At 70.1% G+C, this 15,514-nt stretch carries 16 protein-coding genes; 5 read left to right on the top strand and 11 right to left on the bottom strand.

The features are described from left to right. The 3 genes from ABNT58_RS20815 to fusA all read right to left on the bottom strand — a co-directional run. The coding region (locus ABNT58_RS20815; protein ID WP_348755328.1) for a DUF3772 domain-containing protein at positions 1-548 on the bottom strand (548 nt) is incomplete at its 3' end. Between the two features lie 48 nt (positions 549-596). Then, a complete protein-coding gene (locus ABNT58_RS20810) occupies positions 597-1,316 on the bottom strand; it encodes an SAM-dependent methyltransferase (protein ID WP_348755327.1) in 720 nt (239 codons plus the stop codon). Positions 1,317-1,394: 78 nt separating this feature from the next. Continuing rightward, positions 1,395-3,497, bottom strand: coding sequence for an elongation factor G (gene fusA, locus ABNT58_RS20805; protein ID WP_348755326.1), 2,103 nt, complete (start codon positions 3,495-3,497; stop codon positions 1,395-1,397). A gap of 211 nt (positions 3,498-3,708) precedes the next feature. Here fusA and zwf point away from each other — a divergent pair, with 211 nt between their 5' ends. Further along, the gene (gene zwf, locus ABNT58_RS20800; RefSeq protein WP_348755325.1) at positions 3,709-5,172 is read left to right on the top strand and encodes a glucose-6-phosphate dehydrogenase; all 1,464 of its coding nucleotides are present in this window, start codon (positions 3,709-3,711) and stop codon (positions 5,170-5,172) included. 15 nt (positions 5,173-5,187) lie between these two features. Here zwf and ABNT58_RS20795 read toward each other — a convergent pair whose 3' ends face one another. The 5 genes from ABNT58_RS20795 to ABNT58_RS20775 all read right to left on the bottom strand — a co-directional run bounded on the left by ABNT58_RS20795 (position 5,188) and on the right by ABNT58_RS20775 (position 8,525). Next, complete coding sequence (locus ABNT58_RS20795; RefSeq protein ID WP_348755324.1) at positions 5,188-5,475, bottom strand: helix-turn-helix domain-containing protein; 288 nt, start codon at positions 5,473-5,475, stop codon at positions 5,188-5,190. Further along, positions 5,462-5,794 (bottom strand): type II toxin-antitoxin system RelE/ParE family toxin, encoded by a 333-nt coding sequence (locus tag ABNT58_RS20790; protein ID WP_348755323.1) that lies wholly within the window; start codon positions 5,792-5,794, stop codon positions 5,462-5,464. The genes ABNT58_RS20795 and ABNT58_RS20790 overlap by 14 nt, the downstream gene beginning before the upstream one ends. Positions 5,795-5,910: 116 nt before the next feature. After that, positions 5,911-6,891, bottom strand: a complete 981-nt coding sequence (locus ABNT58_RS20785) for a tripartite tricarboxylate transporter substrate binding protein (RefSeq protein ID WP_348755322.1) — start codon at positions 6,889-6,891, stop codon at positions 5,911-5,913. Positions 6,892-7,002: 111 nt separating this feature from the next. Continuing rightward, positions 7,003-7,638 carry a DsbA family protein gene (locus ABNT58_RS20780; RefSeq protein WP_348755321.1) on the bottom strand — a complete coding sequence of 212 codons (636 nt, stop codon included), beginning with the start codon at positions 7,636-7,638 and terminating at the stop codon, positions 7,003-7,005. Next, positions 7,635-8,525, bottom strand: a complete 891-nt coding sequence (locus ABNT58_RS20775) for an MBL fold metallo-hydrolase (protein ID WP_348755320.1) — start codon at positions 8,523-8,525, stop codon at positions 7,635-7,637. Before ABNT58_RS20775 ends, ABNT58_RS20780 begins: the two co-directional genes overlap by 4 nt. 112 nt (positions 8,526-8,637) lie before the next feature. On the opposite strand from ABNT58_RS20775, the gene ABNT58_RS20770 reads away from it, so the two are divergent. Next, complete coding sequence (locus ABNT58_RS20770) at positions 8,638-9,558, top strand: LysR family transcriptional regulator (RefSeq protein ID WP_348755319.1); 921 nt, start codon at positions 8,638-8,640, stop codon at positions 9,556-9,558. Between the two features lie 22 nt (positions 9,559-9,580). On the opposite strand, the gene ABNT58_RS20765 is transcribed toward ABNT58_RS20770, so the two are convergent. The 3 genes from ABNT58_RS20765 to ABNT58_RS20755 are packed head-to-tail and all read right to left on the bottom strand — an operon-like array spanning position 9,581 to position 12,197. Beyond that, complete coding sequence (locus ABNT58_RS20765) at positions 9,581-10,180, bottom strand: aspartate kinase (RefSeq protein WP_348755318.1); 600 nt, start codon at positions 10,178-10,180, stop codon at positions 9,581-9,583. Further along, the gene (locus ABNT58_RS20760; RefSeq protein ID WP_348755317.1) at positions 10,181-11,269 is read right to left on the bottom strand and encodes a hydantoinase/oxoprolinase family protein; all 1,089 of its coding nucleotides are present in this window, start codon (positions 11,267-11,269) and stop codon (positions 10,181-10,183) included. It lies immediately after the preceding gene. Further along, complete coding sequence (locus tag ABNT58_RS20755) at positions 11,262-12,197, bottom strand: ATP-grasp domain-containing protein (RefSeq protein ID WP_348755316.1); 936 nt, start codon at positions 12,195-12,197, stop codon at positions 11,262-11,264. The genes ABNT58_RS20760 and ABNT58_RS20755 overlap by 8 nt, the downstream gene beginning before the upstream one ends. Before the next feature lie 12 nt (positions 12,198-12,209). Here ABNT58_RS20755 and ABNT58_RS20750 point away from each other — a divergent pair, with 12 nt between their 5' ends. The 3 genes from ABNT58_RS20750 to ABNT58_RS20740 all read left to right on the top strand — a co-directional run. Beyond that, a complete protein-coding gene (locus ABNT58_RS20750) occupies positions 12,210-12,947 on the top strand; it encodes a HisA/HisF-related TIM barrel protein (protein ID WP_348755315.1) in 738 nt (245 codons plus the stop codon). Positions 12,948-13,216: 269 nt separating this feature from the next. Beyond that, a complete protein-coding gene (locus tag ABNT58_RS20745; protein ID WP_348755314.1) occupies positions 13,217-14,413 on the top strand; it encodes a formylmethanofuran dehydrogenase in 1,197 nt (398 codons plus the stop codon). Then, a partial coding sequence (locus tag ABNT58_RS20740; protein ID WP_348755313.1) for a formylmethanofuran dehydrogenase subunit A occupies positions 14,410-15,514 on the top strand: 1,105 nt, incomplete at its 3' end. The genes ABNT58_RS20745 and ABNT58_RS20740, both read left to right, overlap by 4 nt.

Here is a 15,514-nt window from a genome sequence, read left to right as displayed (position 1 = left end):
TCGGCCCAGAACGAGGGCGAGAGGATGGAGTCGGTGCGCTCGAACAGCGCCGCGCGGAAGCGGTCGCGTCGCTCGCCGGCGGCCTGGTCGGCCAGTTGCTGGCTTTGCACCACCAGCAGCCGTGCGAGCTTGATGCGTGCGTCCAGCGTCTCCACCGTTTTCTGCAGGCCGCGGCGCTGCTCGGCCACGTCGGGCGCTTCGGCGCCGCCTTCGGGCGCCGGGCCCAGTTCGGCCAGGCGGGCCTTGGCGCTGTCCAGCTCGGGCCCTTGTTCCCCGGCGATGCGGTCGGCGTCTTCCTGCAGCTGCAGCAGCACCCGGCGCGATTCGGCCAGCTCGCTGCCAGGCACTGGCGCGTCGCCGGCCAGCCGCTTTTCAATGCGCTCGACCTGCTGGCGCGCGGTGTCCAGCGCGATGTCGACCTCATCGGCGGCGCGAGCCGCGGGCGCGGCGGCCAGCAGCGCCATCAACAACGACAACAGGCAGGCGGCCATCACCGCCCAGCCGCTTATTCCCGCGCAAGCAGGCCTTGCGGTCTTGCGCACAAGCATCTTTCAAACTCCTGTGTGATCGCCCCGGGGCCGGGGCGGCGCAGGATGTTAGGCGAGGGGCGCGGCCGGCTGTCGCCGGGCGTAACTCAGCAGCCGGCCCTTGTAGCCAGCGGCCAGCGGGGTGTCGGCGCGGTCCAGCCGCTGCTCGGTGAGCACGAAGCCCTGGCCCGCCATGTGGCGGTTGAAGGCGCCGCGGTTGCCGCGGTCGGGGTCGACGATCCACACCTCGGCGCTGGCGCCGGCATGCAGCTCGATGAAGCCGGCCAGGTCGTGGGCGGCATCGCGGTCATACAGCAGGTCGCTGCCCACCAGCAGGTCGTAGGGGCCGTCCACCGCCAGCTGCGCCACCTCGCCCGGGCGCGGCAGCGGCGGCAGCGGCAGCCGCCAGTGGCCGTAGCGGTACTTCATCGGCGCCAGGCCGTTGAGCCGAAGGTTGGCCTGCAAAAAGGCGGCGGTGAGCGGGTGGCAGTCGCTGGCGGTCACGTCGGCGCCGCGGCGGTGGGCCACCAGGCTGGCCAGGCCCAAACCGCAGCCCATCTCCAGGATGCGTTCGGCCGCGCGCACCGGGCGCAGCGCCAGCCGCGCGGCCAGCTCGGCACCCGAAGGCCACAGCAGCCCGAACAGCGGCCAGGTGGCCGAGGAGATGCCCAGGTCGGCGGCTTCGCCATGCGGGTCGCTGAACTGCTGGCGGTCCAGCAAGGAGCGGATCTGCAGGTCGTCCACGCCCGCCACGGCGATGCACGCTTGCTGGGTCAGGTAGCCGGGCATCGCTGGGGCGCGAAGCGGGCAGCGATGCGGCTTCGATCAAGGAAAGGGCGCCGAGTATGCGCCCTGCCCGCAATACCCCTACTTGGCGGCGATCACCGCTTCGACCACGTTGCGCGGGGCCTCGGCGTAGTGCTTGAACTCCATCGTGTAGGTGGCGCGGCCCTGGCTGAGCGAGCGCAGCGTGGTGGAGTAGCCGAACATCTCCGACAGCGGCACCTCGGCCTTGACCAGCTTGCCGCCGCCGCCGGGCATGTCGTCCATGCCTTGCACCATGCCGCGGCGCGACGAGAGGTCGCCCATCACGTTGCCCATGAAGTCTTCGGGCGTTTCCACTTCCACCGCCATCATCGGCTCCAGCAGCACCGGCTTGGCGCGGCGCATCGCTTCCTTGAAGGCCATGGAGCCGGCCATGCGGAAGGCGTTTTCGTTGGAGTCCACGTCGTGGTATGAGCCGAAGGTGAGCGTCACCTTCACGTCCACCACCGGAAAGCCCGCCAGCACGCCCGACTTCAGCGTTTCCTGGATGCCCTTGTCCACCGCCGGGATGTACTCGCGCGGGATCACGCCACCCTTGATGGCGTCGACGAATTCATAGCCCTTGCCCGGCGGCTGCGGCTCCAGCGTGACCACCGCATGGCCGTACTGGCCGCGGCCGCCCGACTGCTTGACGAACTTGCCTTCCACGTCGGCCGCGGTCTGACGCACCGTCTCGCGGTAGGCCACCTGCGGCTTGCCCACGTTGGCTTCCACGCCGAACTCGCGTTTCATGCGGTCGACCAGGATTTCCAGGTGCAGCTCGCCCATGCCGGCGATGATGGTCTGGCCGCTTTCTTCGTCGGTGCGCACGCGAAAGCTCGGGTCTTCCTGCGCCAGGCGGTTCAGCGCGACGCCCATCTTTTCCTGGTCGGCCTTGGTCTTGGGCTCCACCGCCTGCGAGATCACCGGCTCCGGGAACACCATGCGTTCGAGGATGATGGTCTTGTCGGGGTCGCACAGCGTGTCGCCGGTGGTCGCGTCCTTCAGGCCCACCGCGGCGGCAATGTCGCCGGCCCGCACTTCCTTGATCTCCTGCCGCTCGTTGGCATGCATCTGCAGGATGCGGCCCAGCCGCTCCTTCTTGCCCTTGACCGGGTTGTAGACCGAGTCGCCCGCCTTCACCACGCCCGAATACACGCGGAAGAAGATCAGCTGGCCCACGTAGGGGTCGGTCATGATCTTGAAGGCCAGCGCCGAGAAGGGCTCATCGTCGGTCGGGTGGCGTTCGGCGGGGCTGTCGTCGTCTTCGTTGTGGCCCAGGATGGCGGGCACGTCCACCGGCGAAGGCAGGTAGTCGATCACCGCGTCCAGCATCGCCTGCACGCCCTTGTTCTTGAAGGCGCTGCCGCACAGCATGGGCACGATCTCGCCGGCGATGGTGCGCTGGCGGATGGCGGCCTTGATCTCGTCTTCGGTCAGCGCTTCGCCGCCCAGGTACTTGTCCAGCAGTTCTTCGCTGGCCTCGGCGGCCGACTCGACCATCTTGTCGTGCCACTCCTGCGCGGTGGCCTTGAGGTTGTCGGGGATGTCCTGGTACTCGAAGCGCACGCCCTGGCTGCTGTCGTCCCAGACGATGGCCTTCATCTTCACCAGGTCGATCACGCCCTGGAAGTGGTCTTCGGCACCCACCGGGATCTGCACCGGCACGGCCACGCCCTTCAGGCGCTCGCCGATCTGCCGCTGCACGCGGAAGAAGTCGGCGCCCACGCGGTCCATCTTGTTGACGAAGGCCATGCGCGGCACCTTGTACTTGTTGGCCTGGCGCCAGACGGTCTCGCTCTGCGGCTGCACGCCGCCCACCGAGTCGTACACCATCACCGCGCCGTCCAGCACGCGCATGGAGCGTTCCACCTCGATGGTGAAGTCCACGTGGCCCGGGGTGTCGATGATGTTGATGCGGTGCTCGGGGTAGTTGCCGGCCATGCCCTTCCAGAAGGCCGTGGTGGCGGCCGAGGTGATGGTGATGCCGCGTTCCTGCTCCTGCTCCATCCAGTCCATCGTCGCGGCGCCGTCGTGCACCTCGCCGATCTTGTGGTTCACACCCGTGTAGAACAGGATGCGTTCGGTGGTGGTGGTCTTGCCGGCGTCGATGTGGGCGCTGATGCCGATGTTGCGGTAGCGTTCGATGGGGGTCTTGCGGGACATGGCGGGGGTCCTCCTGGCGGATCGGGCGGGGCGCCCGGGTTGGCCGCATGGCCGGCGCAGCTTAGCGGGCAGGCGTTAGGCTGGCGAGTGGCGGGGTCAAGCGGCCGTGCCGGTGCCCACCGCCGGTCGCCACTGGCACCGAAATCGCTTGCCCCGACCCGCTGTCCGTTGCACAAGCCCCATTCAAGATTCCACAGGGAGGAGAGCCCTCTTGGCCAAGATTCCACACGGCGTAGGACCGCAGTACCCGCAGGTGGTGGTGCTGGTCGGCGCCACCGGCGACCTGGCGCGCCGCAAGCTGCTGCCCGGCCTGTTCCACCTCGTCAGCGCCGGCTTCATCCCGGGCTGCCGCATCATCGGTGTGTCGCTGGACGACATTGACGCCGATGGTTTCCGCGACATCGCGCGCGGTGCGCTCAACGAGTTCTCCGCCCGGCCGGTGACCCCGGCCGACTGGGACGCCTTTGCGGCCACGCTGGACTATGTGCCGCTGTCCGCCGGCGCGCCGGTGCTGCGCGACGCGGTGCTGCGGGCCGAAGCCTCGCTGGGCCGCGAATGCCGCCGGCTGCACTACCTGAGCGTGCCGCCCAGCGCGGCGCTGCCGGTGGTGCGCATGCTGGGCGAAGCGGGCCTGGTGGAAAACGCCCGCATCGTGATGGAAAAGCCCTTCGGCACCGACCTGCAGAGCGCGGTGTCACTGAACGGTCATCTGCACGAGGTGTTTGCGGAGGAGCAGATCTTCCGCATCGACCACTTTCTGGGCAAGGAGCCGGCGCAGAACATCCTGGCCTTCCGCTTTGCCAACGGCCTGTTCGAGCCGATCTGGAACCGCAACTTCATCGACCACGTACAGATCGACGTGCCCGAGACGCTGGGCCTGGGCAAGCGGGCGGGCTTCTACGAGCAGACCGGCGCCTACCGCGACATGGTGGTCACCCATCTGTTCCAGATCCTGGCCTTCATGGCGATGGAGCCGCCCACCTCGCTGGAGCCGGTGCCCATCAGCGAAGAGAAGAACAAGGTCTTCCGCAGCATGCTGCCCATCCAGCCCAAGGACGTGGTGCGCGGCCAGTACAGCGGCTACCGCAAGGAAGAGGGCGTCGACCCCGAGAGCGACACCGAGACCTTCATCGCCCTCAAGTGCCACATCGACAACTGGCGCTGGGCCGGCGTGCCCTTCTACCTGCGCACCGGCAAGCGCATGGCGCAGGGCCAGCGCATCATCTCCATCGCGTTCCGCGAGCCGCCCAAGAGCATGTTCCCGCCCAACTCGGGCGTGGGCTCGCAGGGCCCCGACCACCTCACCTTCGATCTGGCCGATGCGTCGAAGATGTCGCTCTCGTTCTACGGCAAGCGGCCCGGCCCGGGCATGCGGCTGGACAAGCTGAGCCTGCAGTTCGCGATGCGCGACACCGGCATGATCGGCGAGGTGCTGGAAGCCTACGAGCGGCTGATCCTCGACGCCATGCGCGGCGACCGCACGCTGTTCACCACGGCCGAAGGCATCGAGCGGCTGTGGCAGGTGTCCACCGGCCTGCTGGAGCAACCGCCCCCGGTGCGGCTGTACGAGCAAGGCTCCTGGGGCCCCAAGCCCATCCACCAGCTGATCGCCCCCAACGCCTGGCGCCTGCCGTTCGAGCGGGTGTGGCGGGACCCGGATACGACCGGGGGTTGAGGGCTTGGCAGCGGGCTAGGTGAGGTAAAGAGACAGCGTCTTGCCGCAGGCCTGCGCGTACTTTCTCAGTGTGGCGAGAGAAGGCGAGTGCTTGCCCGTGGCCAGCGCTCTTTCCAGGCGTGCTACGGCCGGGGCGTGTGTGCCCATGCGCTCGGCCACCTGGGCTTGAGACAGCCCCGCCTCCTCGCGCGCCTTGAGCAAGAGGTCCAGCAGCGCGCCTTCTTCTCGCTCGATACGTTCGACTTCCTGGCGAACGCCCGGGCGCCGCATGAGCTGGGCAACGACTTCGTCATGGGTTCGCATGCTTCACCTCTTTCATCCGCTTGCGCGCAACCTCGATCTCGCGTTGGGGCGTTTTTTGGGTCTTCTTGATGAAGGAGTGCAACATCATCACCCGTCGCCCGACCAACGCACAGAAGAAGACCCTGGCAATGCCCTCCTGGCCCTTGAGCCGTAGCTCAAACAGACCTTCGCCGAACGCGTCAGTGTGTGGCGGACCCAGGTTCGGTCCGACCGCCATGATCCGCCTTGTGAGGACCACGTACCTGGCAGCGAGTGTGTCTGGAAGCGCGAGGATTTCCTCAGCCACGGTCTCGCTGTAGTACTCGATGGTGTAGGCCACGAGGTGATGATAACAAATTTGTTATCGAGGCAGTTGTCGACGCCAAGCCTGCACGTTCTGCACGCTCAGCTGCAGCAGGCCCTCGGGAGGGTCTGATACGCCCCCGACTTGCCGCGTCAATCGGCGCGGATGCCTCGCTGGGCGATCACCGCGCTCCACTTGTCCATCTCGGCCTTCAGGTGCGCGGCCAGTTGCTGCGGCGTGCTGCCGATGGGCTCCGCGCCGATGGCGGCGAAGCGGGCTTTCACCTCGGGCTGCTGCATCGCCGCCAGCAGAGCGGCATTCATCTTCTCGATCACCGGCTGCGGCGTGCCGGCCGGCACGAACACGGCGAACCACGGCGACAGCTCGTAGCCCGGCAGCCCGGCTTCGGCGATGGTGGGGATGTCCGGCAACGCGGGCGAGCGCCGGGCCGTGGTCACGCCCAGCGCGCGCAGCCGGCCCGATTCGATGTGCGGCCGCGCCGAGGTGATGCTGTCGAACATCATGTCGACCTGGCCGCCGATCAGGTCGGTCACTGCCGGCCCGCTGCCCTTGTAGGGCACATGCAGCAGGTCCAGCCTGGCCATCGACGCGAACAGCTCGCCGGCCAGGTGGATGGAAGTGCCGTTGCCGGCCGAGGCATAGGTGAGCTTGCCGGGGTTGGCCTGGGCGCGCCGGATCACGTCGGCCACGCTGCGCGCGGGGTTGGTCGCGCTGACCACCAGCACGTTGGGCACCACCGCCACCAGCGACACCGGGGCGAAGTCCTTGACCGGGTCGTACGACAGGCGGTGGTACAGGTAGCGGTTCACCGCCTGGCCGTTGGCCACGATCATCATCGTGGTGCCGTCGGCCGGTGACCGGGCGACCGCGTCGGCGCCGATGTTGCCGCCGGCGCCGGGCCGGTTCTCGATGACGAAGGTCTGCCCCAGCTGGCGGCCCATGTGCTCGGCCAGGGTGCGGGCGATGACGTCCATCGCCCCGGCCGGCGGAAAGGGCACGATCCACTTGACCGGGTTCGCGGGCCAGGGGGCCTGCGCGTCGGCATGGCCGGTGGTGCCCAGCAGGGTCAGGGCCGCGGCCGAGCCCAGCAGGCTGCGTCGTCGAAGGGTCATGCGGGTGTCTCCGTGTTGCCCGCACTGTGGCGCCGCACGGCAGGCGCGTCCAATATCGATGGGGTGCGGTGGCATACCTTTTCGGTATGCCGTCCGCCCCGGGCTGCTGGGTCAGGCGCCCTTGATCATCCCGCTGAGCCAGGCGCTCCAACGCGCCGGCTGGCCCAGGTAGGGCGCGGCGTCGAGCAGCGTGAACTGCCCCTCGCGTTCCAGCGCAAAGCTGGGAAAGCCGCGCGCACCCAGCTGTGCCATCAGGGCGCGGCTGTGCTGGATGTGGGCCTCGGTGGCCGGGCCGCGCAGCCGGTCGAAGGCCTGGCCAAAAGCCGCCGCGTCCAGCCCCAGCTCGGCCGCCACGGACCGGAGCACCGCTTCGTCCGCGATCCGCCGGCCTTGCACGTAGTGCGCTTGCTGCAGCCGCTCGAGCATCTGCAGGCCGCTGCCACCGACGGCCTCGGTCGCCAGGATGGCGGTGATCGGCGGCGACGAATCGAGCACCGCCCCATGGTCCTTCAGCAGCCCGTCGGTATAGCCAGGCCCGAAGGGCTGGCCGCTCAGGCGGGCGATTTTCTGGTCGTGGCCCACCACGAACGCCCGCAGCTCTGCGGTGACCGCCTTGCGCGCGGCGCCCGCCATCAGGCCGCCGCCGTGCGCCTGCATACGCACCTGCTCAGCCGCGGCCTGCACCAGCGGCGCGGCGCCGTAGCACCAGCCGCACAGCGGGTCGTAGAAGTAGTGCAGCGTGCTCACCACTTCATCTCGCCCTTGTTCACCTTGGCGCCGATGTCCAGCGCCACGCCCAGGCCGGCGTTGGGGTAGGCCTGCTTCATCGCGGCGATCAGCTCGGCGCTGTTGGCGGCCTTGGGCAGCTCCTGCTCGTAGCGGGCCAGGTAGGCCTGGCTCCAGGCCAGCTGGGTGGCGTCCTGCGCCTGGCCGGGCTGGCTGTGGCCGGGGATCACCGTCAGCGGGTTCAGCGCGGCCATCTGGCCCAGCTTCTTCGCCCAGTCGGCGCGCTCTTGCGGCGTCTGCGCGTCGGCCGTCCACAGGTGCAGGCCGGCGTAGACGTTCACGCCGCCGGCGATGGTCTTGATCGACGGAATCCACACGTAGCTGCGGTGTGGCTGGCTGTCGTCCAGACCGCGGATTTCCAGCGTCTGGCCTTCCAGCGTCAGGGTGTTGCCGGCCAGTACCTCGGGCAGCGGCACCTGCACCGGCGCATTGGCGCCCATGCGCGGGCCCCAGACCTGCAGCTTGGTGGGCAGGGTAGCCTGGATCTTCTTGAGCGTGGGTGCGGTGGTCACCACCTGGGCCTCGGGGAACACCTGCTTGAGCACCTGGATGCCGAAGTAGTAGTCCGGGTCGGCCTGGCTGATGTAGATGGTCTTGAGCACCTTCTTGCTGTCCAGCACCATGGCCGCGATGCGCAGCGCATCGGCACGGGTGAAGCCGGCGTCCAGCAGCACGGCATCGGTTTTGCCCGCCACCAGCACGGCATTGACGTGGAAGCTGTTGGCGTCGGCGTTGTAGACCTGCACGGTCAGCGGCGCGGCGCTCTGGGCGGCGGCGTCGGGGGCGATCACGCCCAGGCTCAAGGCGGCGGGCAGCAGGGCCAGGGACAGGGTACGAAAGGCGTTCATCAAGGGGCTCCGGTATCCAGGTGGGATGACGATGGCGCCACTGTATTTGGATGGTTTTGATAGATAAACGCTCTTAAAGTAGAAAGATTGTCAACCAGATCGATCGCCCACCATGGACCACCTCGGCGCCATCCGCAGCTTTTTGCAGGTTGTGGACGAAGGCAGCCTGACCCGCGCGGCCGACACGCTGGACCTGTCGCGCGCGATGGTCAGCCGCCACGTGGAAGCGCTGGAGCGCTGGCTGGGTGCCCGGCTGCTGCACCGCACGACACGGCAGCTGAGCCTGAGCGAAGCCGGCCAGGAACTGCTGCCGCTGCTGCGCCAGATGCAGGCGCTGGCCACCGACGTCCAGGCCCTGTCGGGCAGCCGCAGCGCCGAGCCCACCGGCAAGCTGCGGGTGACCACCAGCACGTCTTTTGCGATCGAGCAGCTGACCCGGGCGGTGGTGGAGTTCCAGCAGCACCATCCCCGCATCCAGGTCGAGCTGCTGGCGCAGGACCGGGCGGTGGACCTGGTGGCCGAGCGCATCGACATCGCCATCCGCATCACCAACCGGCTGGACGAAGGCCTGGTCGCGCGGCGGCTGGCCAGCTGCCGGTCGGTGCTGTGTGCATCACCGGCCTACCTGGCCCGGCGGGGGTGGCCGCAGACGCCCGCCGACCTGCGCCTGCACGACTGCATCACCCACGCCTTTGGCAGCCGCGCCGAATACCGCCTGACCCGGAACGGCCAGCCGGTGCGGGTGGAGGTGACCGGCCCGCTGTCGTGCAACGAAACCGCGCTGCTGCGCGAAGCGGCCATTGCCGGCGCGGGCATCGCGATGCTGCCGACCTACTTCGTGGCCGAGGCGCTGCGCGCCGGCGCCCTGGTGCGCGTGCTGGACGACCACGAGCCCGAGCATTTCGGCATCCATGCGGTGTACCTGTCGCGGCAGCATCCGCCGGTGGCGCTCAAGCTGCTGATCGATTTTCTGGCCGAGCGCTTTGCCAGCGCGGCCGATGCCTGGGATGCGCAGGTGCTCCAAGGCGCCTGAAGGCGCTTGAAGGCGCCCCGACCTACACCCCCAGGTAGCGCACGTCCCCCAGCAGCATCGCCCGCATCTCGGCCAGCTCGGCCTTGTGCAGCAGCTCGATCGGGAAGGGCGCGCCGCAGGCCCTGTCGGCCAGCGGGCCGTCGATCACGCCGCGGGCGCTCAGGTCGGCCAGCGACAGGCGGTGGTCGATCACGCAGGACTTGATCAGCACCAGCCGTTCGGCATTGAGGTTGCGCGCCAGGTCGAAGGCGATGGTGTCGGAGCTGGCGTCCCAGTTGCTGCGGTCGTCGGCCACATCGCGTTGCAAGTCCAGCGGCAGCCACAGCGCGGTGCGGCCGGTGTGCAGCACACGCTGGATGTCGCTCTTGCGCTGGGCCAGATGCAGCGCGGGGTTGATGGCGTGCAGCTGGTAGGCCGTCTGCGCCATCGCCAGCACCGCCATATTGTGGGCGGCCAGGTCGTCGAAGGCCCACTCGCGCTGGGCATGCCGCACCTCGTTCGCAAAGCGGCCACCGCCGGGCACCACTGTCACCCGGCCGCCGCCCAGGTCGGCCAGCAGCTCCAGCCAATGGGGCAACAACGGGTCGGTGCACACGCTGCCGCCGATCTTGACGACCCACATCTAGCGCCGCTCCTCGCGATGTTCCTGGTACAGCGCCGCCACCGCCACGCAGGGGGCGCACACCTGGGCCCAGCCCGCCACCTCCGGCGCCGCGCCGGCCACATGGCTGGCATAGCGCACGCAGCGCTGCAGGGGCGCCTCGGGCAGGCTGGCGGCGGCCATCACGTCGGCCACCAGAAAGTCGCCGCAGCCGGCGCTGACCACCAGGGCCTCGTCGCCCAGGCCGTGCAGCAGGGCCACGCGGCGCAGCTGGCTGCCCAGCTCGGCCACCTGGGCGGCGCGCCAGGCATGGGCCATCTGCAGCCAGTCGGCCGGGGTGGCGTCGCGCGCATCCAGGCCGATCATGCGGGCCAGGCGGCGGCGCGTGGCTTCCAGGTCCTTGGCACCGCCATCGGCCGGCGGGTACAGGTCGTGCGCCGGGTTCAGCTCGCCGGTCAGCCGGTAGACGTCGGCGGTGGTGGCGAACAACTCGTTCATCACGTTGAGCATGCGGCCGCCGAAGCCGATGCGCGGGCCCAGCGCGCACAGCGGCGTGCGCACCACGCCGTGGTACACCAGCTCGCCGGTGGCCAGGCGGTCGACGTCGCTGCGGGCGCTGGTCAGCACCCGGCCACCGCGAAAGGCGATCAGGTCGCAGGTGGTGCTGCCGATGTCCACCAGCACGCCTTCGGCTGCGCTGTTGCCCAGAGGCCGGGCGGCATGGCGGGCGGTGGCCAGCCAGTTGGCCGAGGCGATCTGCGCCCACTGCCGGCCCGCGTCCACCACGTCCACCCAGCCGTCGTCGCCGGCATAACACTGCACCGCACCCAGCCGCTGCGCCACCAGCGCGGCGATGCGCTGCACGCCTTCTTCGCGGTGGGCGAACAGGTCCACCATCTCGCCGGTCATGGTCAGCGCATGGTGGGCGCCGGCCATCTGCGGCCAGCGGGCCTGCGCATCGGCCAGCGCGCGCTCCAGGTGGTCCAGGCCTTGCCACAAGGGGCAGGCCCACTGCGCCACGTCCACGATGCGGCCCGGCACCATCAGGCAGGCCTTGGCATGGGCGCCGCCGATGTCCCAGCCGACGATGACGCCCTGGCGCTCAGGCATGGGCCGGCTCCCGCGCGAACAGCGACAACAGCTCGGCCGCCAGCGGCCTTTCCAGCGCGGCCGACAGGCCGGCGTAAGCGCAGGTGATGCGCGGGTTCACCTCGATCACCACCGGCCCCAGCTGCGCATGCCACACCAGGTCGATGCCGACGAAGCCCTTGAGCCCTGGCAGCGCGCGCGCCACGCCTGCGGCCACCGTGCCCAGCGCCTCGGCCGCCGGCAGCGCATTGACCTGCACGCCGCGAAAGCGCACCTGGCCCGCATCGTCCACCACCACCTGCTGGCTGTTGACGCTGAGCACCTCCACCTCGCCCTGGCCGCGGCACAGCAGCGAGAGGCTCAGCGCATCGCCTTCCACCCAGGGCTCCAGCGTGGCCGGCTGGCCGCGCGCGCTGCGGGCCCGCAGGTCCTGCAGAGCCGCGTCGTGGCGCGTGTGCACGCGGGTGTCGATGGCGCCAGCGCCGTCGTCGGGCTTGACCACCCAGCGCCGTGCATCGTCCACGTCGTGCGGCGTCGGCACGCCGGCCGCCTGCAGCCGCTGCAGGGTGGCCTGCTTGGAGCTGGCCACCGCAATGGCCTGCGGGCTGCAGCCCATCCAGCGCGCCGGGCTCACGCAGCGGCTGTACTTGAGCAGCAGGCCGCCGGTTTCGGGCGCCACCACGCAGGCCAGGTCGTGCGCCGCGGCTTCGCGCGCCATGAAGTCGACCGCCGCTTCGCCGGTGCGCGCGGCCAGGCTGCGGGCGCCGGCCGGCAGCTCGGGCGCATGGCGGCACACGGCGGCCGACACCTGCACGCCGGGCAGCGTCAGCAGGTCGGCCACCAGTGCATCGCGCATCAGCCGGCCCATGGGCATGAGTTCGTCGCGCTCTGCCTCGCTGCCGACTTCACCCCCCCCGGTGAGATACTCGAACACGAACACCCGCTTCATTGCTGCACCTGCATGTCGGCCGAGACCTCGCTCATTCCCGTGATGGACCTGCTCGGTGGGCAGGTGGTTCGTGGTGTGCGGGGCGACCGCCAGGCATACCGCCCCATCGTCTCCGCGCTGTGCGGCAGCAGCGACCCCGTCACCGTGGCGCGCATTCTCTGCGCGCATTGCGCCACCCGCCGGTTGTACGTGGCCGACCTCGATGCGCTGACCGGCGGGCGTGCGCAGTACGCGGTGCTCAACAGCCTGATCGAAGCCTTGCCCGGGCTGGAGCTGTGGCTGGACGCCGGCTTTGCCGATGCCGCCGCGGCGCAGGCGCTGGTCGCGCGGCTGGGCAGCTTTGCCGCCGCCCATGTGGTGCCGGTGTATGGCAGTGAATCACTGGCCTCGCGCGAGGCGCTGGCCCAGGCCTTCAACCGGCAAGACCCGCTGGGCGCCCGCGCCGTGCTGTCGCTGGACCGGCGCGACGGCCAGCCGATGGACCCGGCCGGCTGCTGGCAGGCCAGCGCGCTGTGGCCGCAGCGCATCATCGTGATGACGCTGGAGCGCGTCGGCTCCAATGCCGGCCCCGACCTGGAAACCCTGCAGGCCGTGCGCCTGCGGGCAGCGCCGGGCACCCAGCTCATCGGGGCGGGCGGGGTGCGCCATCCGCAAGACCTGCTGCATGCGCATGAAGCCGGCGCCCAGGCCTGGCTGGTGGCCAGCGCCCTGCACGACCGGCAGTTGCCGCCGGTGGCGCCAGCGGCCTGACGCTGCACGGCGCTTGAGCAGCGCAGGCGCCCCCGTGCTTTCCCGCATGCGCTGCCGATCTTGCCGCTGTTACCCCTGCGCCTCACTGCCACCTCCTGCCTTCGGTGCGCCGTCGCATCACGTTTCATGCCACCGTTCCGCGGCGCCTGCACGCCGCGGCGCCAGGCCAAAAGCGGCACACTCTGTGGCACATCTGGCGGCAAACGAGGCCGACCGGCCCTGCCGGCACGGGCTGGCGCGGTGGCACATCGCTTGCGTTGCTGCGGCTGATGACCTCGACCTGGAGCAACGCGTGGACCTGCCCGTTCTGCCCGCTGTTGTGCAGCACGGGCGGCGCGCAGCCGGGTCCGCAGGGTCTGGCCTGCCGCCGCGCCGCCAGCGGCCTGGCCCGGTTCACCGACCAGCCTTCCGCCGCGCAGCCCAGCGTGGCCGGCCAGCCCGCGCCGCTGACCGCCGCAGTGGCTGAAGCGGCCCGCCTGCTGCAGGCCAGCCGCCAGCCCTTGTTCGGCGGCCTGGCCACCGACGTGGCCGGCGCCCGCGCGCTGTACCCGCTGGCCTGCGCCACCGGCGCCATCTGCGACGTGGCGGCCGGCACGCCGTTGTTTGAAAGCCTGCGGGTGCAGCAGGACAAGGGCGGCTTCACCACCACGCTGGCCGAGGTGAGCGAGCGCGCCGACCTGCTGCTCATCGTCACGCCCGATGCCGACGATGCACCGTCGGACTACGTGCGCGACCTGCTGGACCGCTGCGCCCACCGCACGCCCACCGTGCTGCGCCTGGCCGAGCTGGCCGGTGCGGCGGACCTGTTCGACACCCTGGCCCTGCTGGCCGCGCTGGTGGCCGGCCGCAGTGCGGTCAAGGCGCGCGCGCCCCAGGCGCTGCTGGCGCTGGCCGAGCAACTGCAGGCCGCCCATTACGCGGTGCTGGTGTACGAAACCGGCCGCCTGCCGCCGCACGGCGGGCTGCTGATCGAGGCGCTGCAGCGCGTGGTGGCCACGCTGAACCAGCGCACGCGCGCCGCGGCCCTGGGCCTGGGCGGCGGCGATGGCGCCTACACGGTGAACCAGGTGTTCACCTGGCTGTCGGGCCTGCCGCTGCGCAGCCGCGCCGCCCCCGGCGGGCTGGAGCATGAGCCGCTGCGCTTTGCCACCGACCGCCTGCTGGCCGGTGGCGCGGTGGATGCGCTGCTGTGGATCTCGTCCTTCGGCCCGCTGCCGGTGCCACGCGCGGCGCAAGGCCTGCCGCGCATCGTGCTCGGCCACCCCGACCAGGCGGCCGAAGGCGACGACGTGTTCATCCCCGTGTCCACGCCCGGTGTGGGCAGCCGCGGCCACCTGTTCCGCACCGATGGCTCGGTGCTGCTGCCGCTGCAGCCGTTGTACGAAGACACCTTGCCCACCGTGGCCGCCGTGCTGCGCGACATCCACCAGGCCTTGTCGGCCGCCACCCCGGAAGCTGCGCGATGACCGCCACCACCGTGCTGCGCGGCGGCCGCGTGATCGACCCCACGAACGGCGTGGACGAGGTGCGCGACCTGTATCTGCGCGATGGCCGCATCGTCGGCCCCGACCCGGCGGCGCAGCCGATAGACGCCAGCGGCTGCGTGGTGATGGCCGGCGGCATCGACCTGCACACCCACATCGGCGGCGGCAAGGTCAACCTGGCGCGGCTGCTGCTGCCCGAAGACCACCGCCGGGCCGACGGCTCACCCATCGCGCTGCCCGACAACCTGCTGGAGTTGGCCAGCTGCGGCAGCTGCACGCCGGGCACGCTGGCCACCGGCTACCGCTACGTGGAGATGGGCTACACCGCCGCCTTCGAGCCGGCGATGATGGCCTGCAACGCGCGCCACAGCCACATGGAGATGGGCGACACGCCCATCCTGGACCATGGCGCCTACGTGATGCTCGGCAACGACGAGCTCTTTTTGGAGATGCTGGCGCGCGGCGAAGACTTCCAGCGCATCCGCGACTACGCGGGCTGGACGATCAACGCCGCCAAGGCCATGGGCATCAAGGTGGTGAACCCCGGCGGTATCTCGGCCTTCAAGTTCAACCAGCGCAAGCTGGACGTGGACGAAGCCCATGTGCACTGGCAGGTGACGCCGCGCCAGGTGGTGCACACGCTGGCCCGCGCGCTGCACGAGCTGGGCGTGCCGCACCCGCTGCACATCCACGGCAGCAACCTGGGCGTGGCCGGCAACATCGCGTCCACGCTGGCCACCATCGATGCGCTGGAAGGCCTGCCCGCGCACCTGACGCACATCCAGTTCCATGCCTACGGCACCGAGGGGCCGAAGAAGTTCTCGTCGGCCGCGCAGCCGCTGATCGAGGCCGTGAATGCCAATGCCAACGTCAGCATCGACGTCGGGCAGATCATGTTCGGCCAGACGGTCACCGCCTCGGGCGACACCATGCGCCAGCACGCGCAGTCGGGCTTTGCGCACCCGCGCAAGTGGATCGGCGCCGACATCGAGTGCGAAGCCGGCTGCGGCGTGGTGCCCTTCCGCTACCGCGAGCAGAGCTACGTCAATGCGCTGCAATGGGTCATCGGGCTGGAGATCTTCT

It is taken from the genome of uncultured Aquincola sp. (assembly GCF_964001545.1).
Classification (GTDB): domain Bacteria; phylum Pseudomonadota; class Gammaproteobacteria; order Burkholderiales; family Burkholderiaceae_C; genus Aquincola.
The sequence above is the reverse complement of the archived record's forward strand: the minus strand, read 5'-3'. Positions and strand labels throughout refer to the sequence as shown.

What these genes read in the sequence shown, in the direction of transcription:
- fusA (WP_348755326.1), bottom strand. Translation starts at nt 3,497, where the DNA reads ATGTCCCGCAAGACCCCCATCGAACGCTACCGCAACATCGGCATCAGC.
- ABNT58_RS20785 (WP_348755322.1), bottom strand. Translation starts at nt 6,891, where the DNA reads ATGACCCTTCGACGACGCAGCCTGCTGGGCTCGGCCGCGGCCCTGACC.
- ABNT58_RS20760 (WP_348755317.1), bottom strand. Translation starts at nt 11,269, where the DNA reads ATGCCTGAGCGCCAGGGCGTCATCGTCGGCTGGGACATCGGCGGCGCC.
- ABNT58_RS20775 (WP_348755320.1), bottom strand. Translation starts at nt 8,525, where the DNA reads ATGAACGCCTTTCGTACCCTGTCCCTGGCCCTGCTGCCCGCCGCCTTG.
- ABNT58_RS20810 (WP_348755327.1), bottom strand. Translation starts at nt 1,316, where the DNA reads ATGCCCGGCTACCTGACCCAGCAAGCGTGCATCGCCGTGGCGGGCGTG.
- ABNT58_RS20755 (WP_348755316.1), bottom strand. Translation starts at nt 12,197, where the DNA reads ATGAAGCGGGTGTTCGTGTTCGAGTATCTCACCGGGGGGGGTGAAGTC.
- ABNT58_RS20745 (WP_348755314.1), top strand. Translation starts at nt 13,217, where the DNA reads ATGACCTCGACCTGGAGCAACGCGTGGACCTGCCCGTTCTGCCCGCTG.
- ABNT58_RS20770 (WP_348755319.1), top strand. Translation starts at nt 8,638, where the DNA reads ATGGACCACCTCGGCGCCATCCGCAGCTTTTTGCAGGTTGTGGACGAA.
- ABNT58_RS20795 (WP_348755324.1), bottom strand. Translation starts at nt 5,475, where the DNA reads ATGCGAACCCATGACGAAGTCGTTGCCCAGCTCATGCGGCGCCCGGGC.
- ABNT58_RS20765 (WP_348755318.1), bottom strand. Translation starts at nt 10,180, where the DNA reads ATGTGGGTCGTCAAGATCGGCGGCAGCGTGTGCACCGACCCGTTGTTG.
- ABNT58_RS20750 (WP_348755315.1), top strand. Translation starts at nt 12,210, where the DNA reads ATGTCGGCCGAGACCTCGCTCATTCCCGTGATGGACCTGCTCGGTGGG.